Source organism: Pseudomonas sp. 11/12A, from assembly GCF_000800055.1.
GTDB lineage: Bacteria > Pseudomonadota > Gammaproteobacteria > Pseudomonadales > Pseudomonadaceae > Aquipseudomonas > Aquipseudomonas mohnii.
On record NZ_JUGV01000001.1, the window covers coordinates 860029 to 885627 of the forward strand.

At 57.9% G+C, this 25599-nt stretch carries 23 protein-coding genes, 4 tRNA genes and 1 pseudogene; 22 read left to right on the forward strand and 6 right to left on the reverse strand.

Annotated elements, in window-relative coordinates; translation table 11 throughout:
* Window positions 1-3 precede the first annotated feature (3 nt).
* From GQ39_RS04060 to GQ39_RS04075, 4 genes are all read left to right on the forward strand, one after another.
* Window positions 4-1512, forward strand: a complete 1509-nt coding sequence (locus GQ39_RS04060) for an ArnT family glycosyltransferase (protein ID WP_047527503.1) — start codon at window positions 4-6, stop codon at window positions 1510-1512.
* Between the two features lie 11 nt (window positions 1513-1523).
* Window positions 1524-2459 (forward strand): SdiA-regulated domain-containing protein, encoded by a 936-nt coding sequence (locus tag GQ39_RS04065; protein ID WP_047527508.1) that lies wholly within the window; start codon window positions 1524-1526, stop codon window positions 2457-2459.
* A 5-nt stretch (window positions 2460-2464) separates the two neighbouring features.
* Window positions 2465-3883 carry an ArnT family glycosyltransferase gene (locus GQ39_RS04070; protein ID WP_047527510.1) on the forward strand — a complete coding sequence of 473 codons (1419 nt, stop codon included), beginning with the start codon at window positions 2465-2467 and terminating at the stop codon, window positions 3881-3883.
* 107 nt (window positions 3884-3990) lie between these two features.
* The gene (locus GQ39_RS04075; RefSeq protein WP_047527511.1) at window positions 3991-4500 is read left to right on the forward strand and encodes a DUF1993 domain-containing protein; all 510 of its coding nucleotides are present in this window, start codon (window positions 3991-3993) and stop codon (window positions 4498-4500) included.
* Window positions 4501-4687: 187 nt separating this feature from the next.
* On the opposite strand, the gene sstT is transcribed toward GQ39_RS04075, so the two are convergent.
* Window positions 4688-5920, reverse strand: a complete 1233-nt coding sequence (gene sstT, locus GQ39_RS04080) for a serine/threonine transporter SstT (RefSeq protein WP_047527513.1) — start codon at window positions 5918-5920, stop codon at window positions 4688-4690.
* Between the two features lie 463 nt (window positions 5921-6383).
* Here sstT and GQ39_RS04085 point away from each other — a divergent pair, with 463 nt between their 5' ends.
* Entirely contained in the window at window positions 6384-7541 is a 1158-nt protein-coding gene (locus GQ39_RS04085) for an MFS transporter (protein ID WP_047527515.1), read from the forward strand.
* Between the two features lie 4 nt (window positions 7542-7545).
* Here GQ39_RS04085 and nhaR read toward each other — a convergent pair whose 3' ends face one another.
* Window positions 7546-8445: a transcriptional activator NhaR gene (gene nhaR / locus GQ39_RS04090; RefSeq protein WP_047527516.1), complete on the reverse strand. Its 900-nt coding sequence runs from the start codon at window positions 8443-8445 to the stop codon at window positions 7546-7548.
* A 135-nt stretch (window positions 8446-8580) separates the two neighbouring features.
* Here nhaR and GQ39_RS04095 point away from each other — a divergent pair, with 135 nt between their 5' ends.
* Both GQ39_RS04095 and GQ39_RS04100 read left to right on the forward strand, forming a co-directional pair.
* Complete coding sequence (locus tag GQ39_RS04095; RefSeq protein WP_047527518.1) at window positions 8581-8823, forward strand: hypothetical protein; 243 nt, start codon at window positions 8581-8583, stop codon at window positions 8821-8823.
* Between the two features lie 29 nt (window positions 8824-8852).
* On the forward strand, window positions 8853-9602 hold the full coding sequence (locus tag GQ39_RS04100) for a TerC family protein (protein ID WP_047527520.1): 750 nt from the start codon (window positions 8853-8855) through the stop codon (window positions 9600-9602).
* Window positions 9603-9680: 78 nt separating this feature from the next.
* On the opposite strand, the gene GQ39_RS32940 is transcribed toward GQ39_RS04100, so the two are convergent.
* A complete protein-coding gene (locus GQ39_RS32940) occupies window positions 9681-9851 on the reverse strand; it encodes a hypothetical protein (RefSeq protein ID WP_177329319.1) in 171 nt (56 codons plus the stop codon).
* Window positions 9852-10018: 167 nt separating this feature from the next.
* On the opposite strand from GQ39_RS32940, the pseudogene GQ39_RS04105 reads away from it, so the two are divergent.
* The 3 genes and pseudogenes from GQ39_RS04105 to GQ39_RS04115 all read left to right on the forward strand — a co-directional run bounded on the left by GQ39_RS04105 (window position 10019) and on the right by GQ39_RS04115 (window position 11292).
* A pseudogene (locus GQ39_RS04105) lies at window positions 10019-10748 on the forward strand (peptidase C39 family protein).
* A gap of 90 nt (window positions 10749-10838) precedes the next feature.
* The gene (locus tag GQ39_RS04110) at window positions 10839-11045 is read left to right on the forward strand and encodes a DUF6021 family protein (protein ID WP_047527521.1); all 207 of its coding nucleotides are present in this window, start codon (window positions 10839-10841) and stop codon (window positions 11043-11045) included.
* A 31-nt stretch (window positions 11046-11076) separates the two neighbouring features.
* Window positions 11077-11292, forward strand: coding sequence for a hypothetical protein (locus GQ39_RS04115; protein WP_047527523.1), 216 nt, complete (start codon window positions 11077-11079; stop codon window positions 11290-11292).
* Window positions 11293-11347: 55 nt separating this feature from the next.
* Here the strand turns inward: GQ39_RS04115 and pbpG are convergent, their stop codons facing one another.
* Window positions 11348-12286, reverse strand: a complete 939-nt coding sequence (gene pbpG / locus GQ39_RS04120) for a D-alanyl-D-alanine endopeptidase (RefSeq protein ID WP_047527524.1) — start codon at window positions 12284-12286, stop codon at window positions 11348-11350.
* Window positions 12287-12523: 237 nt separating this feature from the next.
* On the reverse strand, window positions 12524-13378 hold the full coding sequence (gene folD / locus GQ39_RS04125; protein WP_047527525.1) for a bifunctional methylenetetrahydrofolate dehydrogenase/methenyltetrahydrofolate cyclohydrolase FolD: 855 nt from the start codon (window positions 13376-13378) through the stop codon (window positions 12524-12526).
* A gap of 275 nt (window positions 13379-13653) precedes the next feature.
* On the opposite strand from folD, the gene GQ39_RS04130 reads away from it, so the two are divergent.
* From GQ39_RS04130 to GQ39_RS32945, 12 genes are all read left to right on the forward strand, one after another.
* Window positions 13654-13730: transfer RNA gene (locus GQ39_RS04130), tRNA-Arg, on the forward strand.
* A 32-nt stretch (window positions 13731-13762) separates the two neighbouring features.
* A tRNA-His gene (locus GQ39_RS04135) sits at window positions 13763-13838 on the forward strand.
* Window positions 13839-13895: 57 nt separating this feature from the next.
* Window positions 13896-13980: transfer RNA gene (locus GQ39_RS04140), tRNA-Leu, on the forward strand.
* 78 nt (window positions 13981-14058) lie between these two features.
* Window positions 14059-14134 (forward strand) — tRNA-His (locus GQ39_RS04145).
* Between the two features lie 402 nt (window positions 14135-14536).
* Complete coding sequence (gene tig / locus GQ39_RS04150) at window positions 14537-15847, forward strand: trigger factor (protein WP_047527526.1); 1311 nt, start codon at window positions 14537-14539, stop codon at window positions 15845-15847.
* A 93-nt stretch (window positions 15848-15940) separates the two neighbouring features.
* Entirely contained in the window at window positions 15941-16576 is a 636-nt protein-coding gene (clpP, locus tag GQ39_RS04155; RefSeq protein WP_047527527.1) for an ATP-dependent Clp endopeptidase proteolytic subunit ClpP, read from the forward strand.
* A gap of 112 nt (window positions 16577-16688) precedes the next feature.
* Entirely contained in the window at window positions 16689-17972 is a 1284-nt protein-coding gene (clpX, locus tag GQ39_RS04160) for an ATP-dependent Clp protease ATP-binding subunit ClpX (protein WP_047527529.1), read from the forward strand.
* A gap of 270 nt (window positions 17973-18242) precedes the next feature.
* Window positions 18243-20639: an endopeptidase La gene (gene lon / locus GQ39_RS04170; RefSeq protein WP_047527532.1), complete on the forward strand. Its 2397-nt coding sequence runs from the start codon at window positions 18243-18245 to the stop codon at window positions 20637-20639.
* 149 nt (window positions 20640-20788) lie between these two features.
* Window positions 20789-21061, forward strand: a complete 273-nt coding sequence (locus tag GQ39_RS04175; protein WP_002552737.1) for an HU family DNA-binding protein — start codon at window positions 20789-20791, stop codon at window positions 21059-21061.
* 232 nt (window positions 21062-21293) lie between these two features.
* Complete coding sequence (locus GQ39_RS04180; protein ID WP_047527544.1) at window positions 21294-23165, forward strand: SurA N-terminal domain-containing protein; 1872 nt, start codon at window positions 21294-21296, stop codon at window positions 23163-23165.
* A gap of 203 nt (window positions 23166-23368) precedes the next feature.
* Window positions 23369-24217: a DUF2242 domain-containing protein gene (locus GQ39_RS04185; protein WP_047527547.1), complete on the forward strand. Its 849-nt coding sequence runs from the start codon at window positions 23369-23371 to the stop codon at window positions 24215-24217.
* A 150-nt stretch (window positions 24218-24367) separates the two neighbouring features.
* A complete protein-coding gene (locus GQ39_RS32945; RefSeq protein ID WP_130207725.1) occupies window positions 24368-24553 on the forward strand; it encodes a hypothetical protein in 186 nt (61 codons plus the stop codon).
* Between the two features lie 3 nt (window positions 24554-24556).
* Here GQ39_RS32945 and GQ39_RS04190 read toward each other — a convergent pair whose 3' ends face one another.
* Window positions 24557-25597, reverse strand: coding sequence for an AraC family transcriptional regulator (locus GQ39_RS04190; protein WP_047527549.1), 1041 nt, complete (start codon window positions 25595-25597; stop codon window positions 24557-24559).
* Between the last annotated feature and the right edge of the window lie 2 nt (window positions 25598-25599).

The following is a 25599-nucleotide window of genomic DNA, read 5'->3' on the forward strand; positions in this document are numbered from 1 at the left end:
GTCATGCGCAGATCGTTGTCGCCCAGGGTCGAATGCCTGGGGTTGATGTTGCTCGCCCTGCTTTTGGTCGGTGCCGGTCTGGGCCTGCGTCAGGTGCAGAACGTCGATGAAGAACGTTTCCTCGGCGTGGCCCTGGAAATGCTGCACAACGGTTCTTGGCTGATTCCCCATCGCGCCGGGGAGATCTACGGCGATAAACCACCGATCTTCATGTGGACGGTGGCGTTCTTCGCCTGGCTGACCGGCAAACCCAACCTTGCCCTGTTCATTCCCGGGCTTTTTTCCGCGGTGACCGTCACGGCGATGGTCTATGACCTGGGGCGACGGCTGTGGAACCAGCGCATCGGGCGCATTGCCGCGCTGTTGTACCTGGCGACCTACCAGACTTACAGCATCCTGCGTACCGGGCAGATCGACAGCTTTCTGATTCTGTTCACTTCCCTGGGCCTGTACGGCCTGGCCCGTCATCTGTTGCTGGGGCCGGCATGGCGCTGGTTCTACGTAGGCTGTGCGGGCATGGGCATCGGCGTGATCACCAAAGGCGTGGGCTTTCTGCCGGCGCTGATGCTGATCCCTTATGCCTATGCGGTACGCAAGGATTGGTCGGGCGTGGTGGCCATGCCGGGCCAGGCGCGCAAATGGTGGCTCGGGTTGCTGGTAATGCTGGCGGCGATTGCGGTCTGGCTGTTACCCCTGACCTTGTCCATCGTATTCAATGGTTCCGCTGACGAGGTGGCCTATGCCCGGGAAATCCTCCTGCGCCAGACCGCCGGACGCTACGCCGCTTCGTGGGACCACCGGGAACCGTTCTGGTACTTCTTCACCAACGTCATTCCGCAATACTGGCTGCCGTTGGTACTGGCCTTGCCATGGCTGGTGCCGGCCTGGCGCCGTCAGCTGCAAAAGCGTGACGGTCGGGTGCTGGTGCTGCTCGGTTGGGTCACGCTGGTGGTGCTGTTCTTTTGCATCAGTGCCGGCAAACGCAAGTTGTACATCTACCCGGCGCTACCGGGACTGGTACTGGCGGCCGCGCCGCTGATTCCCTGGCTGCTGCAGCGCTGGTTCAAGCGGCGTCCGCGCCTGCGCCGGGCATTTCCGGCCCTGGTGGCAGGCTGGTTCGTGTTGTGGTTCGCCCGTGGGTTTATCGAGCCGATCACGGACGGCGCCAATCCACACGTAGCCATCATGGAGCAAGCCGCGTCAATGACTCACGGTGCTGACCTGGTACTGGTCAACTGGCGCGAGGGACATTGGTTGTACGCCCGTCAGCCGATCGTGCATTTCGGTATGGCCGAGTCCTCGGTCGAGCAGGCTGCACAATGGCTGCGCGATCACCCCAAGGCTTATGCGTTGGTCCCGGACGAGTTGCTCGGCCAGTGCTTCGCCCCCGAGGCTGCACATGAACTGGGCGAAACGTCCCGTGCCGAGTGGTCGATCGTCGGCGCCGATGCCGATAACGGCAAATGCCATCCGGAGCAGCCTGGGCATGTCTATCGTTTCACTTGGGACTGAGAAAAATAATAATGAGCAAGGCAAGGAAAGCGGGGCTGTTGGTTGTCGTTGTCGCGTTGGCACTGGTTATCACTACAGGAGTGCGTGATGCCTGGTTCTCGCAGTTGTACGGACACTGGCACAACCAGTGGTACGGCAATCAGGCACCGGACAAAAATATCTGGCTGCCTGACTATAAGGCGGTGATCCAGGCCAAACCTGTGGAGGGTGTCACCAATCTGTCCGGCATCGCTTACGATTACGATCGTGATCGCCTGCTGGGAATCACCAATGGCGAGCCCATGGGAATCGTGGTGTTGAGCCGCGACGGCGACTTGCTCGGGCGCTACCCGCTGATCGGCTTCGAAGACACCGAAGGCATCGCTTACATTGGCGGTGGACGGGTGGTGATCGCCGATGAAAGATTGCAGCAACTGGACATCGTCACCTTGCCCGACACCCCTGCGCCGATCCATGTCGAACAAGCACAATTTGTCGCCATCGGCGTCAACCTGAGCCCACACAACAAAGGGTTTGAGGGGGTGGCGTACGACCGGGCCAATGATCGTGTCTTCGCCATCAAGGAGCGTGATCCGCGGCAGCTGTATTCGGTGACAGGCATGCTCGCTTCAATGGGCGGCCCTCTACAGATCCGCATCAAGGACCTGACGTCCTGGGTCAACCGCAGTGTCTTCAGTCGAGACCTCTCCGAGGGCTACTTCGATCCGAAGAGCGGGCACCTTTTGTTGCTTAGTGATGAGTCCGCCAATATCACCGAGCTGGACGGCGAGGGGAACTTCGTCAGCATTCTCTCCCTGCGCAGCCAGGCGGGCGATCTTAAGCATTCGGTGCCGCAAGGCGAGGGTATGACAATGGACGCCGATGGCGACCTCTACGTCGTCAGCGAGTCCAACCTTTTCTATCGCTTCAGCAAGACCAAAAACGCTCAAGTAACTGCTGCGGAGTAACCTGGATGGGGCTGAGTCTGTCGCGTTTGTCGAACCGCAATATCGCCTTGCTTGCGGCCATAGCCATTGCGCTGCTGTTTTTCTGGGGCCTGGGCAGCGTACCGTTTTTGAGTGTCAACGAAGCCCGGCGCGCGGTCACCGTCCGCGAAATGCGCGAAGCGGGGAGTTGGTTGCTGCCTTATATGAACGGCGATCTGTACCTGTCCAAGCCGCCGTTTTTCTATTGGGTCGGTCTCGTTTCAACCGCCGTGCTGGGCAGCTTGTCCGAGTGGAGCATGCGCCTGCCTTCGGCGCTGGCCGCGACCTTGTGCTGTGTCGGCACTTATCTGTACGGGCTCAGGCAGGCGGGGCGCCAGGTGGGGCTGTTTGCGGTGGTGTTCCTGGCCGCGAACGGGGCATTCAGCCTGTTCGCCCGCCGCTCTGAAATCGAGATGCTGCTGACCCTGCTGTGTTTCGGCGCGCTGCTGGCAGCCTGGCAATTCATATTCCAGCAGGGCCGGGCCGTTTGGAGTCGACTCAGCTACGTTCTCATAGGCTGCGCGTTGTTGACCAAGGGGCCGGTGTGCCTTCTGTGGGTGACGGCGCCGATTCTGGCTTATGCCTTGATCTATCGCGATGCCCGGGCCAAAGCCTATCTGTGTGACGGTTGGGGCTGGCTCCTTGCAGTGGTTCTGGGCGGTTCCTGGTATCTGGCCGTGTCCATCAATCAGGGTTGGGGTGTCTGGGCGTCGATCATCAGCGAAGACATCGTGAAGAAGATCGACGGGCAAGGCGCCGAAGCCTGGTACGCCTATCTGTTGTACCTGGCCGGTGACTTCTTCCCGTTCTGGCTGATTGTCTTCGTGCAGCCGCGAAAGTTCTGGGCAATGATCCGTTCGCGCCGCGAGGCGGCCATGTTGCTGTGTTGCAGTCTGCTGCCACTGCTGGTGTTCTCTTTTTTCACCGAAAAACACGGCAAGTATTTGCTGCCGGTTTACCCGTCCATGGCGCTGCTGCTGGCCATGCACTGGACGGCCGTGCTCGAAGACGCGAAGGGTCGCTGGCGTGCCTGCCTGGTCACGGTTCCCTGCGTGATGCTGGCCGGGTTCGTGGTGTTTTATGCGTTCGTCGAGGCGCGGGTGCTGTCTCACCGCGTCGGTGGCCTTGAGCAGGTCGCCACGCTGGCGGCAGGGCAACCGGGCCAGAAGGCCTACACAATCGGTGAGCCGGATATCCGCCTGGTCTACTACATGGGCAGACCGGTTGCGCCGCTGACGATTGATCAGTTGCAAGGGGCCGACCGGCCACCAGGGCTGCTATTCGTGCCGGAGCCACTGAATCCACAATTGCAAAACCTGGCATCGTGCAAGGTCGGAGAAGTCGATGCGTATCTGAAACCGGGCCGCTCGGCGCTGTTGGTCCGCATGGGCGGCGATTGCCACTGATCGGCAAGGCGAGTTGCCGATCGTGACGCAACAAAAGACAAGCCGCTGAGCGGGCGGTCATGGCTATAATCGGCGCACGTTTCTCTCCGTCATCACACGAGACTGCCATGACCATTTCCCTGTACGACGCTTCCGTTCCTGTTTTCAAACAAATGCTCAACGCTTTGAGTGACGTGCTGAAGAAGGCCGAAGCCCACGCGACTGAAAAGAACATCGACCCGAATGCATTCCTGCAAGCGCGCCTGTACCCGGACATGTTCCCGCTGGTGCGTCAGGTGCAGATCGCCGTTGACTTCGCCAAGGGCGTTTCTTCGCGTCTGGCCGAAGTTGAAGTTCCGAAATACGAAGACACCGAAACCACCTTCGCCGAACTGCAAGCGCTGCTGACCAAGGTTCTGGCTTACATCGGCGAGATCAAGCCGGAGCAGATCAACGGCAAGGAAGGCATCGAAATCGTCACGCGTCCAGGCACCCCTAAAGAGAAGCGCTTCAGTGGCCAGGCATACCTGCTGAGCTATGGCTTGCCGCAGTTCTTCTTCCACGTCACCACCGCTTACGCCTTGTTGCGTCATAACGGCGTGGAAGTGGGCAAGCGCGACTACATGGGCGCGTTCTAAACCGTCCAGATACAAAAAAGCCCCCGCAGCCTTGGGTTGCGGGGGCTTTTTCATGTGCGCGCAAGTACTCGCTACACCACGAACCCTGTGGGAGCGAGCTTGCTCGCGATAGCGGTGGGTCAGTCAACATTGATATTGAATGTGACGCCGCCATCGCGAGGAAGCTCGCTCCCATAGGGGATTTGGGTTAGGCCAGGCGTTCTGCCTTTGCCTCTTCACCCAGGCAAGCCGCCGCCGTGAACAGCACATCAGTGGATGAATTCAAAGCCGTCTCCGCCGAGTCCTGCAATACGCCGATGATGAAACCGACCGCTACCACCTGCATCGCGATTTCACTCGGAATGCCGAACAAGCTGCACGCCAGTGGAATCAACAGCAAGGAGCCACCGGCCACGCCCGAGGCGCCACACGCGCAGATCGCCGCGACAACGCTGAGCAGGATGGCGGTCGGGACGTCCACGGCAATGTTCAGGGTATGCACCGCCGCCAGCGCCAGTACGGTAATGGTGATGGCCGCACCGGCCATGTTGATGGTGGCGCCGAGCGGGATCGACACCGAGTAGGTGTCTTCGTGCAGGCCCAGGCGCTTGCTCAGTTCCAGGTTGACCGGAATGTTCGCGGCCGAGCTGCGGGTGAAGAAGGCAGTGATGCCGCTTTCACGCAGGCACATAAACACCAGTGGATACGGATTGCGACGCAGTTTCCAGAACACGATGGCGGGGTTCATCACCAGCGCCACGAACAGCATGCAGCCGAGCAACACGGCCAGCAGATGTGCGTACCCGATCAGGGCACCGAAACCGGAGGTGGCCAGGGTCGAGGCCACCAGGCCGAAGATCCCCAGCGGTGCGAAGCGAATCACCACTCGCACGATCACGGTGACGCCGTTGGACAGGTCGCCCAGCACTTCGCGGGTGGTGTCGCCGGCGTGGCGAATGGCGACGCCCATGCCGATGGCCCAGGCCAGAATGCCGATGAAGTTGGCGTTCATCAGTGCGCTGATCGGGTTGTCGACCACGCTCAGCAACAGGCTTTGCAGGACCTCGCCGATACCACCGGGCGCGGTCACCGCGACGTCATGGGTCGATAGCACCAGGCTGGAGGGGAACATCATGCTCGCCACTACCGCGACCACGGCGGCGGCGAAGGTGCCCAGCAGATACAAGAACAGAATCGGCCGGATATGGGTTTCCTGGCCGTGCTTGTGGTTGGCGATGGACGCCATGACCAGCACGAACACCAGAATCGGCGCGACTGCTTTCAGCGCGCTGACGAAGACCTTGCCGATAAACGCCGTGGACTTTGCCGCTTCCGGCGCGAACAGGGCCAGGGCAATCCCGGCGATCAAGCCGATGATGATTTGCGTGACCAGGCTGGTGCGTTTGAGGTGTTGCCATAGAGAAGGGGATGAAGCGGTCATAAAACGGCATCTCTGATTTTTTTTAAGTGCATGGTTTCGCGGGTTTGCAGCAACAAGCCGGGCAGGCCGCAGGCAGGAAACCGTAAGGAGAAACGCGGGGGTGTAATGTCATTCAACGTGTAGAAACCTTGTGGGAGCGAGCCTGCTCGCGATGACGGTGGAACAGTCAACATTAGTGTTTGCTGACGCTCCGCCTTCGCGAGCAGGCTCGCTCCCACAGGTTTTGTCACTTGAATGAACAGCATCGACCACAGGGTGTACGTTTTTCAGGGCGCGGACTTTATCACAGCGCAGGACCGATCCTTCAGGCCTGTGACGAACTGACGCCCTGGCGTTCAACGCGATTTGCAGGTTCGTGCAACCGCATCCGGAAACACTCTGTTAAGATTCGCCATCCTCTTTTTCATGTCTGCCAGTGGGCCTTCGGGCTATCGCTGGTGTTGTCGTTTTTTTGGAGTTTTGCATGCGGTTGTTGCCCATCCTTCTGTTGTCCGCCGCCGGTTTCACGGTGCTGACCACGGAGTTCATCATTGTCGGCCTGCTGCCGGCCATCGCCCGCGACCTCGAGGTCAGCATCCCGCAAGCGGGCTTGCTGGTGACCCTGTTCGCTTTCACCGTTGCCGCCTTCGGGCCATTTCTCACCGCGTATTTCGCCCGATTCGAGCGCCGCAAGCTGTTCATCAGCGTGCTGATCATGTTCGGCCTGGCCAACACCCTCGCGGCGTTGGCGCCCAATATCTGGGTCATGGCGGTTGCTCGCTTGATTCCGGCGTTGGGCTTACCGGTGTTCTGGGCGCTGGCCAGTGAGACGGCCGTGGACATTGTCGGGCCGGATTACGCCGGACGCGCCATCGCCAAAATCGGCTTCGGCATTGTCTGCGCCACCGTGTTCGGTATTCCGGTGGGCACCCTGATCTCCGATGCATTTGGCTGGCGCAGTGCTTTCGGCATCCTCGCGGTCATCGCGTTTGCCAAGGCGCTGCTGCTGTTTATCTATCTGCCGAAAACCAGTCTGCATCAGCATCAGGTCAGTTTCCGTTCACATTTCAAGATTCTGCGCAGCCCAGTGATGGTCGGCCACGTGCTGCTGTCGATCATTGTGTTCAGCGGCATGTTCACCGCTTACACCTATCTGGCGGACATCCTCGAGCGTTTGGCCGGTTTCGATGGCACGGTGGTTGGCTGGTGTCTGATGGGCTTTGGCGCGGTCGGGTTGATCGGTAACTCACTGGGGGGCCGTGCGGTGGATCGGCATCCGCTGATCGCGTCGATGATGTTTTGCGCGTTCATGATTGCCGGGCTGGTGGCGCTGGTGCCGAACATCCATTCGCCTTTCGGTCTGGCGGCGGCGATGGGTATCTGGGGCATCACTCAGGCAGCGCTGTTTCTGGTCAGCCATGTGCGTTTGATGAAAGCCGCACCCGAGGCGCCAGCCTTTGCCGCCTCGCTGAACATCGCCGGGGCCAACCTGGGGATTGGCCTGGGCGCCATGATTGGCGGCCGGGTGATCGATAGCGTCGGCCTGCAAGGCCTGGGTTTTGCGGCTGCCGCTTTTATCTTGGCGTCGATCCTGTTGGCTCTCGCGCTGATGACTTTCAAACCCCGCGAAGTCTTCGCCTAAGGCTTCACAGTTCGGTAAACAACTCGCGGCGGGCACCTTCGGTAATGGCGACAATGCCGGGGTGCTTGACCTTGCGTTCCACCGAAATGGCATAGAACGACTCGCTCACCGCGTCGGTCTGGCCAATCACCTCCACGGCGTATTGGCGCCGCACTTCATCGGCGATCACGCTCGGGCCGATGAAAATCCCGCTACCGGACTGTCCGAAGGCTTGCATCAAGGCGCTGTCGTCGAATTCGCCAACGATGCGCGGTTGGATCTGTTGTTCGGCGAACCAGCGTTGCAAGCGGCTGCGCACCACGGTTTCCGGCCCTGGAATCAGCAGCGGAGCGCCATTGAGGCTGCGGGGGAAATCCCCACCGTAGAGCGCTGCCAGCTCAGCGGTCGCGAAAAAACTGATCCCGCATTCACCGAGTTTCTGGCTGTAGCCTTTAATGTCCAGGTGCGACGGCATCGGGCTGTCGGAGATCACCAGATCCAGGCGCTGGATCGCCAAGTCGGCGAGCAGGCGCTCCAGCTTGTCTTCGCGACAGCTGATGCGCAGGGGGTCGCTCAATTCCATGGTGGGCGCGATCAGGCGGTAGACGATGGATTTGGGCACCACGTCGGCCACGCCGACCCGGAACAGAATCTGTTGCTCGTTGGGCTGCGCCCGCAGCATTAACTCCAATTCGCCACCCAGCTGAAACATCTGTTCAGCGTAGGGCAGGGTTTGCCGGCCAGCCTCGGTCAGCTCCAGTTGCCGACCGACCCTGCGAAACAACTCGATGCCGTAGGTTTGTTCCAGCAGGGAGATCTGCCCGCTGATGGTCTGGGGCGTCAGGTTCAGTTGCTCGCAGGCGCGCACGATGCTGCCGGTCTTGGCCACGACCCAGAAGTAATGCAGTTGTCGATAGTTGAGCATGAGAATCTACAGTTCGTAAAAACCGAAGTATATACGCTGAAAATACGAATTTTCCTGAAGTGTTCATCTCCCTAGAATGCGTCGCTATCAACGGGCCATCGTCTCGGCGCCGTTTGTTCTATTGAAGGAGGCAACATGAAGCTTAAGACCACGGCATTGCTGATCACGTCTTTACTGGTACTGGCCGGCTGTGACCAGGCCGAAAAAAATGCCCAGCAACTGATGGGCAAAGCCGCCGAAAGCGCCAAACAGGCCATCGACGACACCCATAAAGCCGCCGAACAAGCGCTGAGCGATGCCACTGGCGGGTTGATCAGCAAAAAAGAATCAACGGAAAAAGACGCGGAAAAAACCGAATCTTCCTCCCAGGAAATCTAAACCGTCTTACAGCGAGTCAGGACTGACCCATGGAATACCTTTTACAACTAGCTGCCAGCCCCACCGCGTGGGTTGCCCTGGCCACCCTGGTGGTGATGGAAATCGTGCTTGGCATCGATAACCTGATCTTTATCTCGATCCTGACCAACAAGCTGCCTGAGCAACATCGACAGAAAGCACGGCGCATCGGTATCGGCATGGCGCTGATTCTGCGACTGGGCTTGCTGAGCACCATTGCGTTCATCGTCCAGTTGACGGCGCCTGTGATTGAAGTGTTTGGCCAGGCCTTCTCCTGGAAAGACATGATCCTGATTGCCGGTGGCCTGTTCCTGTTGTGGAAAGCTACCACCGAGATCCATCACAGCATGGACCCGGCTCCGGAAGATCCGACGTCGGCCACCTCGACCGTGACCCTGGGCTTTGCCGCGGCGATTGGTCAGATTCTGATGCTGGACATGGTGTTCTCCATCGACAGCATCATTACCGCTGTCGGCATGACCGAACATTTGCCGATCATGATCATCGCGGTGGTGGTGTCGGTGCTGGTGATGTTGCTGGCGGCTGATCCCCTGGCCAAGTTCATCAACGACAACCCGACGGTGGTGATGCTGGCCCTGGGCTTCCTGATCATGATCGGCATGACGCTGATCGCCGAAGGCTTCGGCGCCCACGTACCGAAAGGCTACGTCTACGCTGCCATGGCGTTCTCGGCTGCGATCGAGGTGTTGAACATGATGTCACGCCGCGCCCGGCAGAAGCGGGTCTCCGCGGAAGCTTGATTGGCGCTGAACGAAACGGCCGCCTGCACTCGAAAGAGTCCAGGCGGCCGTTTTTTTTGTAGGGCCCCAACGCTTTGGTTAATGGGCAGTGGCGTGGCGCGTGGCCGGTTTTTCGGCGTTCACCAGGGGCGCGGGTTGAGCAGGGTGGTGATGGTGCCGACGAGTAATGCGCAGAACGCCCCATAGCATGGCGGTGGCAACGGCCAGCCAGCCGGAAATCAACATCACGATTGTCATTGTCAGGCTCATCGATGCCTCCTCTTTGCCCTGCGGCGGGCACACACGACTTGCAAGTGACAGTCTAGACGCTGCGGTGTTGCAGGCTATTGACCAAAGGTCGACCCGGATCAACCAGTTCGCTCTATCGAATGCAATCAACTACCGGTTAAGGCTATACCGCTGTCGCGAGGCATCCTATGATCGACGGCCAAGCCGGGAGTGCGATTGCCTGGCGTCTGAACGAAGAGAGTGATGATGGTGCGGGTAATTTCTCGAATTCTATCGGCGGCACTGATTGTGGGGTGCGTGGCTGGTTTGGCAGGTTGCGCGGGCAGTGTCGCGCCTGAGATCAAGCGTCTGCCGGAGCGCGTCGAGCTCGGCGGCCGGTTCTATAAGGGCGTAGCCAATCAAAGCGGGCCGCAAGTGTTGGCGAGCATGCTGTCCCAGCAGGGCGTTGTGATTACCCCGGGCTTGCTCGAAAAGCCGTTGCGTTTGCCGGGTGCCGAAGCGCAATTGCAACAGAACATGCAAAACCTCGCCCGTGAATACGGGATGATGGTTTATCCCCTTGACAGCAATCTGCCTGCCTTGCTGACTCAGGTCGCTGCCGGATATCCGGTCATGGTGCGCTTCACTGAAGGTTCTGCGCTGTGGGCCGAGCCGCGTTATGCCATTCTCGCCGGGTACAACCGCCAGAAACAGACGGTGCTGCTGCGCGCCGGCATGAGTCAGAGGACGATGATGAGTTTCAGTTCGTTTGAGTCGTCTTTCAAGGATGCCGGTGGCTGGGCGGTTTTGATTCAGGCGCCGACACAGGTTCCGGCCAGCGTCGATCGGCAGCGCTGGTTAAAGGCTGCGAGCGATCTCGCTCAGGCCGGCCAGGAGCAAGCGGCCGCCAGGGCGAAAAAAGCGTTGGGCGCACAGTAAGCCCGTTCGTCACCCCCATGGCACCACTGCGCATTGCCAGCCTCTGATGATTGAGGCCCGAGTTTCTCGGGCCACGACCAGGAGGCGTTCATGGCTCATTTCAATACTCCCGCCGGTCCGCACTCGTCTGAGCATTCATCCGGCGACGAGTTGGGGTTCGACCCCGACTCTCCGGATCTCGCCGACCCTCAGGTCGATCCCATCGGTCCGGCAAAGGCGCCACGGGATGTAAAGCCGGGCGACAATCCCAAGGCTCCGGCAAAGCCTTACGATCCACTCGGTGATCTGAAACCCTAGGTCTCATTGCCAGGTCTCATTGGAGGTGCGTATGTCTACTGATTCGAGCTTTGACGATAAACGTCCGGAAAACGTCCCGACAACCCCGGAGCAAGACGTGGATCCGGTGATGGATCCGGATAGCCCGATGAGGGATCCTCTGGCTCGGCCAACCGTGGTATCCACCGAACATCCGAAACCCTGGAGAGACCCGAGTACCGGCGACGGGATTCCGGATGATGACCAGATGCCGCTGCCCAATGATTAAGGCAGAAAGCAAAAGCCCCGAATGATCGGGGCTTTTGCTTTCGACTGTCGTGCAGTTATTTCGACGCTTCAACCACGCCGCTTTGGCGATGCTTGAGGTTCTTTTCGGATTTGTATTGCAGGGCCACAGAGGGTACGTCTGCGCTGTGGCCGGTTTCGACCCAATTGCGGATGCGAGTGGCGTCGGCAAAGTGTGTGTACTTGCCATAGGCATCGAGGATCACCAGTGCTACCGGGCGGTTAGCCATATGGGTCACCAATACCAGGCAGTGACCCGCTTCGTTGGTGAAACCGGTTTTCGTCAGTTCGATGTTCCAGTTCGGCTTGCCCACCAGATGATCGGTGTTGCGGAAACCCAGGCTGTAGTTGGGTTTGCGGAACGACACGGTTTTTTCCTTGGTGGTGCTCAGTTGTGTCAGCAGCGGGTACTTGTGAGCGGCGACCAGCAGTTTGCTCAGGTCGCGGGCTGTGGACACGTTGCGTGGCGAGAGGCCGGTCGGCTCGACGAAATGGGTATTGGTCATGCCCAGTGCCTTGGCCTTGGCGTTCATGGCGGCGATGAACGCCGCGTAGCCACCCGGATAATGGTGCGCCAGGCTCGCGGCGGCACGGTTTTCCGAAGACATCAAGGCGATCAGCAGCATCTCCCGGCGCGGCATCTCGCTGTTGAGCTTGACCCGGGAGAACACGCCTTTCATTTCCGGCGTGTTGCTGATGTTGATGTTGATGTATTCGTCCATGTTCTGCCGGGCTTCGACGACCACCAGGCCGGTCATCAGTTTGCTCACCGAAGCGATGGGGACAACGACGTCGGGATTGCTGGCGTAAATGACTTTGTTGGACTGCAAGTCGACCAGCAATGCGCTGCCGGAAGCGATCTTCAGGTGAGAGGTGTCTCGAGGCGCGGCGGTGGTTTCGCCAGCGCTGGCGATTGGCGTGATGAAAGTCCCTGTAACTGCAAAAAATAGGCTCAGGATGGAAAGACGGATTTTCACGCTGGCAGACTCATAAAATGTTGATAAGCCGTTTTGTAACGGGCTATTTCGTAAAAAACGCGACATTCTGGAGTATGGCTGAATAACTGTCGATGGTTGTTCCGGGAAGTGGTTAAAGTCCTTTGAAACATGAAAAAAATGTCATTTTCCGGCAGGTGGTCGGCCTTTATTCGCGGGCAAAAAGAACCCCGCCATGGGCGGGGTTCCTTGAGTTGTTGTCTGCGCCGAAAACGGGACTCAGCTGTGCAGGGTTTCAGCCGCGTACAGTGTGTTTTCCAGCAGGCATGCGCGAGTCATCGGACCGACGCCGCCGGGCACTGGAGTGATCCAGCCAGCGCGGGGCAGGGCGGTTTCGTAAACCACATCGCCGACCAGCTTGCCGTCCTCCTGACGGTTGATGCCGACGTCGATCACGATCGCGCCTTCCTTGATCCATTCACCCTTGACCAGGCCCGGCTTGCCGGCGGCCACCACGACCAGATCCGCGCGACCAATGTGGCCGGCCAGGTCCTTGGTGAAGCGGTGGGTGACGGTCACGGTGCAACCGGCCAGCAACAATTCCATCGCCATCGGGCGACCCACGATATTGGAAGCGCCGACAATCACGGCATTCATCCCGTACAGATCGGCACCGGTGCTTTCCAGCAAGGTCATGATGCCTTTAGGGGTGCACGGACGCAGCAGCGGTATGCGCTGGGCCAGGCGACCGACGTTATACGGGTGGAAGCCGTCGACGTCTTTATCCGGACGAATGCGCTCCAGCAACTTGGACGCGTCCAGGTGTTCCGGTAGAGGAAGTTGAAGCAGAACACCGTCAATTGCCGGATCGTCATTGAGGCGATCGATCAGATCGGTCAGCGCTTCTTGAGTGGTTTCGGAAGGCAGGTCATAAGCTTGGGAGAGGAAGCCGACCTCTTCACAGTCTTTACGCTTGTGCGAGACATAAACCTGAGAGGCAGGATCGCTGCCGACCAGGATCACCGCGAGTCCGGGCGTGCGCAGGCCTTGCTGGCGACGCTCGTTGACCCGTTGGGCGATCTGCTGGCGCAGGCTGGCGGCGATCGATTTGCCGTCGATTAGTTGTGCAGTCATTGCGCGTGATTAACCATCGAGAGGGGAAAAAAAGAGAGCGCATTCTCGCATGTCATGAGGTGAGGGCAAAGGCGCTTGGTCTGCAAATTCCCCTAACTCCTTTAATTAAATGAATTTTTTTTAAAAAGGATTTGACGACCCTCGGGGGGCTCTATACTATTCGTCGCACTTGTCGGGCACAGCCTAGCACTGGTTAAGAAGGTCGAGCGGAATCAAAGTTCTGCGAGGCTGGAAAGCATTTAGTTTGTAGTCCTCCAAGGTTACAGATTAACAAGGCGCCCGTAGCTCAGCTGGATAGAGCATCCGCCTTCTAAGCGGATGGTCGCAGGTTCGAGTCCTGCCGGGTGCGCCATTAGGCAGCTTTGGCACAAGTAGCGCGATATGGTGGGCGTAGCTCAGTTGGTAGAGCACGGGATTGTGACTCCCGTTGTCGTGGGTTCGATCCCCATCGTCCACCCCATATTTCGAAAGGCGCCAGATTAAAAGTCTGGCGCCTTTGCTTTAACAGCTTCAACCCGCGGATGTGGTGGAATTGGTAGACACACTGGATTTAGGTTCCAGCGCCGCGAGGCGTAAGAGTTCGAGTCTCTTCATCCGCACCAAATAAAGCTTCAGTCATGCCGCTTGGCTTGTTTGGGGCTGACTAAAGAAGTTGTTTGGCTTCTTTGTCATGCAATATGGTGGGCGTAGCTCAGTTGGTAGAGCACGGGATTGTGACTCCCGTTGTCGTGGGTTCGATCCCCATCGTCCACCCCATATTTCGAAAGGCGCCAGATTGAAAAGTCTGGCGCCTTTTTTGTTTCAGCGGTTCGAGTATTCAGCGGCTGCAGGTTCTGGGTCGCAGGGGCAGGGCGTTTCGTCGTATTTATGTTTCTCGATGATGCTGCGCTGCTCGCCGGCCTTGCTCGCAAGATCGGCTGTCAGGGAGATGATTGGCTGCCTCTTCTATATATAGAAGGGTTGGCGCAGAGCCCTGGCGTGATTGGCTGTATTTGCCACCGGGGCGAGGTGCATCCGTGCATTCGCACCTATAAATTGCCAGCTGCTTTTTTACCCGTTTTCAGTAGGGTGACTTCTTGAGTTTGACCCACTAGAATGCATGCCCTTGATTCTGGGGTCGGAAACGGCCGGCTAACGTCTGTGCAACGAGGAATATCCATGCAAGTTTCTGTTGAAAATACTTCTGCTCTTGAGCGCCGCATGAGCATCACCGTGCCGGCTGAGCGCATCGAGACTCAGGTCAACAAGCGTCTGCAGCAGACTGCCCAAAAGGCCAAGATTGCTGGCTTCCGTCCAGGCAAAGTGCCAATGAGCGAAATCAAGCGTCGTTTCGGCGCTGAAGCTCGCCAGGAAGCTGTAGGCGACGTGATCCAGTCCTCTTTCTATGAAGCTGTGGTTGAGCAGAAGCTGAACCCGGCTGGTTCGCCTTCGATCGAGCCTAAGTCGCTCGAAGCTGGCAAGGACCTGGAATACGTTGCTGTTTTTGAAGTGTTCCCTGAGTTCACCGTTGCCGGTTTCGAAGGTATCACCGTAGAGCGTCTGAGCGCTGACGTGGCTGATGCCGATCTGGACAAGATGCTGGACATCCTGCGCAAGCAGAACACCCGTTTCGAAGTGGCCGATCGCGCTGCTCAAAACGAAGACCAACTGAACATCGATTTCGTTGGCAAGGTCGACGGTGAAGTGTTCGCTGGCGGCTCCGCCAAGGGCACTCAGCTGGTTCTGGGCTCCGGTCGCATGATCCCTGGTTTCGAGGACGGCCTGGTTGGCGCCAAGGCCGGCGAAGAGCGCGTTCTGAACCTGACCTTCCCAGAGGACTATCAGAACCTGGACCTGGCAGGCAAAACCGCTGAGTTCACCGTTACCGTAAACACCGTTTCCGAGCCAAAACTGCCAGAGCTGACCGAAGAGTTCTTCGCTCAATTCGGCATCAAGGAAAGCGGCCTGGAAGGCTTCCGCACCGAAGTTCGCAAGAACATGGAGCGCGAGCTGCGTCAGGCGATCAAGTCCAAGGTCAAGAATCAGGTCATGGATGGTCTGCTGGCCACCAACCCGATCGAAGTGCCTAAGGCTCTGTTGTCCAACGAAGTTGACCGTCTGCGCGTGCAGGCTGTTCAGCAGTTCGGCGGCAACATCAAGCCTGATCAACTGCCGGCCGAGCTGTTCGAAGAACAAGCCAAGCGTCGCGTAGTACTGGGCCTGATCGTCGCTGAAGTGGTCAAGCAATTCGACCTCAAGCCTGACGAAGCCCGCGTTCGCGAGATGATTCAGGAGATGGCTTCGGCTTACCAAGAGCCTGAGCAGGTTGTGTCCTGGTACTACAAGAACGACCAGCAACTGAACGAAGTCCGTTCGGTTGTGCTGGAAGAACAAGTTGTGGATACTGTTCTGCAGAAAGCTAGCGTGACCGACAAATCGGTCTCTTACGAAGAAGCGGTCAAGCCGGTAGAAGCTCCACAAGCCGACTGATTGTTTTTGCGGTAAGAAGTGCACACCATAAGCCAGCCTTCGTGCTGGCTTATGCGTATTCAAGACATAACTATTTGGGAGTGACTGCAGAGCATGTTCCGTAATTCGTATATTCAGCAGAACTCTGATATCCAGGCCGCAGGCGGCCTGGTCCCTATGGTTGTCGAGCAGTCTGCTCGTGGCGAGCGCGCCTATGACATCTACTCGCGTCTTCTCAAGGAGCGAGTGATCTTTCTGGTAGGTCCGGTAGAGGACTACATGGCCAACCTGATCTGTGCGCAACTGCTGTTCCTTGAAGCGGAAAACCCGGACAAGGACATCCATCTCTATATCAACTCCCCGGGGGGGTCGGTGACGGCGGGCATGTCGATCTATGACACCATGCAGTTCATCAAGCCAAACGTGTCGACCACCTGCATTGGCCAAGCGTGCAGCATGGGCGCGTTTCTTCTCACGGCTGGTGCCCTTGGCAAACGTTACTGCCTGCCGAACTCACGTGTGATGATTCACCAGCCATTGGGCGGTTTCCAGGGCCAGGCTTCGGATATCGAAATCCATGCCAAGGAAATCCTCTTTATTCGTGAGCGTCTCAACACGCTGATGGCCAAGCATAGTGGTCGCACTCTTGAAGAAATCGAGCGAGACACAAACCGCGACAATTTCATGAGTGCGGAAGCCGCGCGTGAATACGGGTTGATCGATGAAGTGATCAGCCAGCGCCCTGCTTAAAATAAGCAGCTCAAAATAAGGTTGGTCGGCAGGTCCGATCACCTGCGGGCTTGAAAAAGCCCGCAATAGCCTTCATCTTGTGTTGCAAGCCTATCGGATTTGGATCGAACGAATGACTGACACCCGCAACGGCGAGGACAACGGCAAGCTGCTCTATTGCTCCTTCTGTGGCAAAAGCCAGCATGAAGTGCGCAAATTGATTGCCGGCCCCTCGGTCTTTATCTGCGACGAGTGCGTCGACCTGTGCAATGACATCATCCGTGAGGAGGTGCAGGAAGCCCAGGCCGAAAGCAGCGCGCATAAATTGCCTTCGCCTAAAGAAATCAGCGGCATCCTTGATCAGTATGTGATTGGTCAGGAGCGTGCGAAAAAAATTCTGGCCGTAGCGGTGTACAACCACTACAAGCGCCTGAACCAGCGTGACAAAAAGAATGACGATGTCGAACTCGGCAAGAGCAACATCCTGCTGATCGGCCCGACAGGCTCGGGTAAAACCCTGCTTGCCGAAACACTGGCCCGCTTGCTGAACGTTCCGTTCACCATCGCCGACGCAACCACCCTCACCGAGGCGGGTTATGTGGGTGAAGATGTCGAGAACATCATTCAGAAGCTGCTGCAGAAGTGCGATTACGACGTGGAAAAAGCCCAGATGGGCATTGTCTACATCGATGAAATCGACAAGATTTCGCGCAAGTCTGACAACCCGTCGATTACCCGGGACGTTTCCGGTGAAGGCGTGCAGCAGGCCCTGCTCAAGTTGATCGAAGGTACAGTCGCTTCCGTTCCGCCTCAAGGTGGTCGCAAGCACCCACAGCAGGAATTCCTTCAGGTCGACACCCGTAACATCCTGTTCATCTGCGGTGGTGCATTTTCCGGTCTGGAAAAGGTTATTCAAAACCGTTCCACCAAGGGCGGCATTGGTTTCAACGCGGAAGTGCGCAGCAAGGAAGAAGGCAAGAAAGTCGGTGAATCCCTGCGTGAAGTCGAGCCTGACGATCTGGTCAAGTTCGGTCTGATCCCGGAATTCGTCGGTCGTCTGCCGGTTCTTGCCACACTGGACGAGCTCGATGAAGCTGCTTTGATGCAGATCCTCACCGAGCCGAAAAATGCTCTGACCAAGCAGTACGCCAAGTTGTTCGAGATGGAAGGCGTGGACCTGGAATTCCGGGCTGACGCACTGAAATCGGTTGCGAAACGCGCACTGGAACGCAAAACCGGCGCTCGTGGCCTGCGTTCGATTCTCGAAGGTGTATTGCTCGACACTATGTATGAAATCCCCTCGCAGTCCGAGGTGAGTAAAGTAGTGATCGATGAAAGCGTTATAGAAGGCAAGTCCAAGCCACTGTATATCTATGAAAACAGTGAGCCTGCTGCCAAGGCCGCGCCAGACGCATAAGCGTCACGCAGCCGGTACAAAGAAGGGGCCTTCGGGCCCCTTTGCTTTTGTGGCGGTGGGCTTGTCGGATCGCTGCGCCGCTGGGAAGGCGACATGCCAGCCCGCCTGCCTGTTTTTTTCGCTGTATCCGAGCCCCACAGTTGCTGCCGTAAGAAGCGATCTTTTAAGTCGTACTTTTATCCGCTTGTTTTTTTCCAGATCAGCCCCCATCTTGGTTTCAAGCTTACTTCCATCTGTTTACGGCCTTATGGCCGCCGTAGAGGCGAAATCATGAAGACAACCATCGAATTGCCTCTCCTGCCATTGCGTGATGTCGTGGTTTATCCGCACATGGTTATCCCGCTGTTCGTGGGGCGCGAGAAATCCATCGAAGCCCTTGAGGCTGCGATGACGGGCGACAAGCAGATCCTTCTGCTGGCACAGAGAAACCCTGCTGACGACGATCCCGGCGAAGATGCGCTTTATCGCGTAGGTACGATTGCCACCGTTCTGCAGTTGCTGAAGCTGCCTGACGGCACGGTCAAGGTTCTGGTCGAAGGCGAGCAACGCGGCGCCGTGGAGCGTTTCAGTGAAGTGGACGGCCATTGCCGTGCCGAAGTCTCCTTGATCGACGAAGTCGACGCGCCTGCGCGCGAGTCGGAAGTGTTCGTGCGCAGCCTGCTGTCGCAGTTCGAACAATATGTGCAGCTGGGCAAGAAAGTCCCGGCGGAGGTCCTCTCGTCGCTCAACAGCATCGACGAGCCCGGGCGCCTGGTCGACACCATGGCCGCGCACATGGCCCTGAAGATCGAGCAGAAGCAGGAAATTCTCGAAATCATCGATTTGTCGGCCCGGGTCGAGCACGTTCTGGCGCTGCTGGACGCCGAGATCGATCTGCTGCAAGTCGAAAAACGCATTCGCGGTCGTGTCAAAAAGCAAATGGAGCGCAGTCAGCGCGAGTACTACCTGAATGAACAGATGAAAGCCATTCAGAAGGAGCTCGGCGACAGCGACGAGGGGCACAACGAAATCGAAGAGCTGAAAAAGCGTATCGATGCCGCTGGCCTGCCAAAAGACGCGCTGGCCAAGGCTACGGCCGAACTGAACAAGCTCAAGCAAATGTCGCCAATGTCCGCGGAAGCGACCGTGGTGCGCTCGTACATTGACTGGCTGGTTCAGGTGCCGTGGAAGGCTCAGAGCAAGGTGCGTCTGGATCTGGCGCGCGCCGAAGACATTCTCGACGCCGATCACTACGGTCTGGAAGAAGTCAAAGAACGGATTCTCGAATATCTCGCCGTTCAAAAGCGCGTGAAAAAAATTCGTGGCCCGGTGTTGTGCCTGGTGGGTCCTCCTGGGGTGGGCAAAACCTCCCTGGCGGAGTCGATTGCGCACGCCACCAACCGTAAATTCGTGCGCATGGCCCTCGGCGGCGTACGTGATGAGGCGGAAATTCGTGGTCATCGCCGTACCTACATCGGTTCGATGCCAGGAAGATTGATTCAAAAGATGACAAAGGTGGGCGTTCGCAACCCGCTGTTCCTGCTCGATGAAATCGACAAGATGGGCAGCGATATGCGTGGCGACCCGGCGTCGGCTTTGCTGGAAGTGCTCGATCCCGAGCAGAACCACAATTTCAACGATCACTATCTGGAAGTCGATTACGACCTGTCCGATGTGATGTTCCTGTGCACCTCGAACTCGATGAACATTCCGCCCGCGCTGCTGGACAGGATGGAAGTGATTCGTCTGCCGGGCTACACCGAAGACGAGAAGATCAACATCGCGGTCAAATACCTTTCGCCCAAGCAGATTACGGCCAATGGCCTTAAGAAAGGCGAGCTGGAATTCGACTCCGAAGCGATCCGCGACATCATCCGCTACTACACCCGCGAAGCCGGTGTACGGGGGCTGGAGCGGCAGATTGCCAAGGTTTGCCGCAAGGCGGTCAAAGAGCATGCACTGGAAAAACGCTTCTCGGTGAAGGTCACCGCAGACATGCTGGAACACTTCCTGGGCGTGCGTAAGTTCCGCTACGGCCTCGCTGAACAGCAAGACCAGATCGGTCAGGTCACCGGATTGGCGTGGACTCAGGTGGGTGGCGAGTTGCTGACCATCGAGGCCGCCGTCGTACCGGGCAAAGGCCAGTTGATCAAGACCGGTTCGCTCGGTGATGTGATGGTTGAATCGATCACGGCTGCCTTGACCGTGGTCCGTAGCCGCGCGAAGAGCTTGGGGATCCCCCTGGACTTCCACGAGAAGCGTGACACGCACATCCATATGCCGGAAGGGGCGACTCCAAAGGACGGCCCTAGCGCCGGTGTGGGCATGTGCACGGCGCTGGTTTCGGCACTGACCGGTATCCCTGTGCGCGCGGATGTCGCCATGACCGGTGAAATCACCTTGCGTGGTCAGGTGCTGGCAATCGGTGGCCTGAAAGAAAAACTGTTGGCCGCTCACCGTGGCGGGATCAAGACTGTGATCATTCCGGAAGAGAATGTGCGCGATCTGAAGGAAATTCCCGACAATATCAAGCAAGATCTACAGATTAAACCGGTTAAATGGATTGACGAGGTCCTGCAAATTGCGCTGCAATACGCGCCGGAGCCCTTGCCTGATGTGGCTCCGGAGATAGTCGCGAAGGATGAAAAACGCGAGTCGGATTCTAAGGAAAGAATTAGCACGCATTAGTACGTATTTGCCTGAAGGGCTTCCTTGACAGCTTTTTAGAGCCCTTGTTATAAAGCGGCTCTTAAGTGTCTGTAGGCCATTCAGCACTCGTTTTTGCTTTCACCAAAAAAACTTAGAATCATACTCAAATAGATATAAGGGGACTTAGAGTGAACAAGTCGGAACTGATTGATGCTATCGCTGCATCCGCTGATATCCCGAAAGCTGCTGCTGGCCGTGCGCTGGACGCTGTAATCGAATCCGTCACTGGCGCTCTCAAGGCTGGCGACTCTGTTGTTCTGGTTGGTTTCGGTACTTTCTCCGTCACTGATCGTCCAGCTCGCATTGGTCGTAACCCGCAGACCGGTAAGACTCTGGAAATCGCAGCAGCCAAAAAACCAGGTTTCAAAGCCGGTAAAGCTCTGAAAGAAGCTGTCAACTAAGTTCGATTCAGGTTTTTGCCTATCCGGGTCGGGGTCATGCCTGACCTGGCAGCGGAGCGGTAGTCCAGTCGGCAGGTGCCGGTCCGAGACGCCGAGGCTCGCAAGCTCGAGTCATCGGTCCGCTCCGCCAGTTACGAGAAGGCGCATCCTCGGATGCGCCTTTCTTCTATCCGGATTCTACCCACGCTCCACGGTTGCCTAATTTTGAAGTTCAACCGTTTATGGGGGACGCATGCTGCAGAATATCAGGGACAATTCACAAGGCTGGATTGCCAAGACCATTATCGGGGTCATCGTTGCACTGATGGCTTTGACTGGTTTCGACGCCATTTTCAAGGCCACGACGCACAACAATGAAGCGGCAAAGGTCAACGGCGAACAAATCAGCCAGAACGAGCTGAGCCAGGCGGTTGATATGCAACGCCGTCAACTCATGCAACAGCTGGGCAAGGATTTCGATGCTTCCTTGCTCGACGAAAAAATGCTGCGCGAATCGGCCCTCAAAGGCTTGATCGACCGCAAACTGCTGCTGCAAGGCGCAGAGAGCTCGAAATTCGCTTTCTCCGAAGCGGCGTTGGACCAAGTCATCCTGCAAACACCTGAATTCCAGGTGGATGGCAAGTTCAGTCCTGAGCGTTTCGATCAGGTTATTCGTCAGCTCGGCTACAGCCGTCTGCAATTCCGTCAGATGCTGGCTCAGGAAATGCTGATCGGTCAATTGCGCGCCGGCGTTGCGGGCAGCGGTTTTGTCACTGATGCACAGGTCCTGGCTTTCGCCCGTCTGGAAAAACAGACCCGCGATTTCGCTTCCCTGAACATCAAGGCTGACCCGGCGGCTGTGAAGTTGACCGACGATGAAATCAAAGCCTATTACGACGAACACGCCAAGGAATTCATGACGCCAGATCAGGTGGTCATCGATTACCTGGAGTTGAAGAAGTCCTCCTTCTTTGATCAGGTCAGCGTCAAGGACGAAGACCTGCAAGCGGCGTATCAGAAAGAAACCGCGAACCTGTCCGAGCAACGTCGGGCGGCGCACATTCTGATCGAAGTGAACGACAAGACCACTGAGGCGCAAGCCAAGGCCAAGATCGAAGAGATCCAGGCCCGTCTGGCCAAAGGCGATAAATTCGAGGCTCTGGCCAAGGAATTCTCCCAGGATCCGGGGTCGGCCAACAACGGTGGTGATCTCGGCTACGCGGGGCCGGGTGTCTATGATCCAGCGTTCGAAAAAGCATTGTATTCACTGGCCAAGGATCAGGTTTCCGCACCGGTTCGCACCGACTTCGGTTTCCACCTGATCAAGCTGTTGGGTGTGGAAGCGCCGGAAGTGCCGACCTTCGCCAGCTTGAAAGACAAGCTGACTCGCGAACTGAAGGCCCAGCAGGTCGAACAGCGCTTCGTCGAGGCAACCAAGCAACTGGAAGACTCTTCGTTCGAGGCGTCAGATCTGGCTCAGCCGGCGCAGGACCTGAAGCTGACCGTTCACACCTCCAAGCCGTTCGGCCGTGAAGGTGGCGAAGGTGTCACGGCCAACCGTGCCGTGGTGACCGCAGCGTTCAGCCCTGAAGTACTTGATGAGGGTGCCAACAGCACTGCCATCGAGCTCGATCCGGAAACCGTGATCGTGTTGCGCGCCAAGGAGCACCTCAAGCCTGCGCAGCTGCCGCTGGAAAGCGTCGCCGGCCCGATCCGCGAGCAATTGACCAAGGAGCACGCCAGTGCCGCCGCCAAGACCAAGGCTGACGAGCTGATCGCCAGTCTGCGTGCTGGCAAGACGCCGTTGGACAAGGCGATCGACGGACAGAACTGGAAAGTCACCGCCGGCGCGACTCGCGCTCAGGAGGGGGTTGACCCAACCGTGCTGCAAGCGCTGTTCCGGATGCCGAAGCCTGTCGCGAAGGACAAGCCGGCCTTCAGTAGCGTGACGTTGCCTGATGGCAGCCTGATGATCGTGCGCCTGAACAGTGTCAACGAAGCGGCAACGCCAACCGAAGAAGAGAAGGCTCAATACCGTCGCTTCCTCGCTTCGCGCGTTGGCCAGCAGGACTTTGCGGCTTACCGCAAGCAGCTGGAAAGCCAGGCGGACATCAAGCGTTTCTGATGCCCGACTGAGTTTTGCGCTTATCAAGAACCCCGGCCGAAAGGTCGGGGTTTTTTGTTTGTGCAGTTGTCATCAATCTTCCGGGATCTTTTGCCTAATATCGGGATCAACGGACCTGTAACTGTTTTAAGACACAATCGTTGCGCCGCTAAGCATCGATCTGTTGCACAATACGCCCCGAACCGATTTCCTCAGGATGTTCAATGTTTAAATCATTTCCCATGCGTGTTGCCGGGCTGGCGCTGGTGCTGGCCGTTGCGGCCGGGTGCTCGTCGAAAAAAGCCACCATCTACGAGCATGAGAACTTCGCCGACTCCGGTACGTTTTCCCGTAACTATCCGGTGACTGATGCGCAATCCTGTGAAGCCGCCCGTCGGGCGTTGCTCAGCCAGGGCTATATCATCACCAGCAGTGATCCGAAACTGGTCAGTGGTCACAAGAGCTTCCAGCAGACCGGCGAGACCCATATGGAGATCAGCTTCAGTGTGGTGTGTGCCGATGATGGTAGCGAGGGGCACCACGCGACCATGTTCGCCAATGCCCTGCAGGACCGCTATGCATTGAAGAAGACCAACAACTCCGCCAGTCTTGGTGTCGGTGTGTTGGGTTCGGTGTCGATGCCAATAGGCTCGTCTGACGATTCGATGGTCAAGGTCGCCAGCGAAACCGTATCGTCGGCCAAGTTCTATGAGCGTTTTTTCACGCTGGTCGAGCTGTTCCTGCCACCGGAGGCGAAGAAGGCTGCACACATCACCGAAAAACCGAAAACCGATCTGGGAGTGCCTGAAGCCAAGGCTGCTCCGGCTCCGGTAGCAGCGACCCCGGCACCGGCAGCAGAACCTGCACCCGTAGCGGCCCCAGTGCCCCCAGTGCCCGCTGAAGCCGCTCCCGCAGCCTCTGAACCGGTTGCGCCGGCGGAAACCGCGCCAGTTGCGGCGACCCGGAGCGAAGAGCCGGCCGCGTCCTCGGAAACCATTACGCCGCCGACCCATTCAAGCGACATGCCGCCGCCGACAGAACCGATTCCGGCGATGCCTGTTACCGGCCAATAGCGGGTTGCAGCGTCGCGGGAGTGAAAAACCGCTCCCATTGCGCTGCACAGATTGACCCACGTCAAACCAGGCTGCCGTTCTGCGGTCTGTCTCGAAAAAAACGCTGATAAATGCCCGACCGCCTGCTACGTTTTATCGTAGAGCGAAGGCGTGTCGTGGCTGCGTCATTTTTCTTTCATGCGCGGACTTTATGCTCAAGTTGCTGGTCATTTATTCAGACAATTTTCAATGAGCCGTGGGGGATTCAAAATGGACGATTATCAGGAAGAGCTGCTCGAGTATCAGGCCTTTGAGCTGGACCCGCTGGAACCAGCCGAAGACGCGACCGAGCTGTAAGCGTCAGGCTAACTGACGGTGGCTGCGGCGAAATTCGCCGGGGGTCTGACCGTTCCAGCGCTTGAATGCGCGTTGAAAGGCTTCGGCTGAGGCAAAACCCAGCAGATAGGCGATTTCTCCGAATGCCAGTTCGGTGTCGCGAATGTAGGTCATGGCCAGGTCGCGACGTGTGTCGTTGAGAATTGCGCGAAATTGCGTGCCTTCTTCGGCAAGTCTGCGACGCAAGGTCCAGGTGGGCAGCTTCAGGCGTGCCGCCACTTCTTCCAGGTCGGGTTCCCGGCCGCCATTGAGCAACGGCCCCAGCAACTGAGTGATACGTTCACGCAGGCTGCGGGTGCGTGTCAGTTGCTCCAGTTCCCGCTCGCACAGTTGCAGCAAGTGACGCCAGGTGCTTGGACAATGTTCAGGGTTGCGCTGAGCGAGACTCTCCAGGCCCAGGCGCAGCTGATTGTGTTCGCAGCCGAACTGGATCGGGCAGTCACCCAACACTTCATAGTCCGCGCGGTAATCGGGGGCTTCGAATTCGATCTCGATGCGCTCGGCACACAGTGGAGCAGGGCTGACGCTGGACAATTGCTGCAACCAGCCGGCAATGATCGAGTCGACCACAAAGCGGTTATAGCTGTTGTAAGGGCTGATCGAGTAGAACCTCAGCCAGGCACCCTGGGGGTCTTCGTGAAAGCTCGATTGTCCGCGATAGTTGGAACCATACAAGGCTTCAAAACGGATCAGGCAACGTGCGGCTTCGCGCACGGTCGGCGCCTGGGAGGCGGTAACTCCGGCGAGGCCAGCCTGGCTCAAGCGACTGTACCGGCCCATGCGCAGGCCGAGTGCCGGGTTATCGGTCAGCTGAATTGCGCCATGGCCCAGGCGCATGTAGCGGGGTATCGAGAGTCGGGCACACGCTTCGCCGAGTCGCGCTGCGTCGAGGCCGTATTGTTCGAGCAAGGGTTGCGGGTCGACTCCGTGGCTGCGTATGGCGTCGGCCAGGCTGTGAACAAACCCCACAGACAGATCGCCCAGACGCATCGGAAGGGATTTCATGC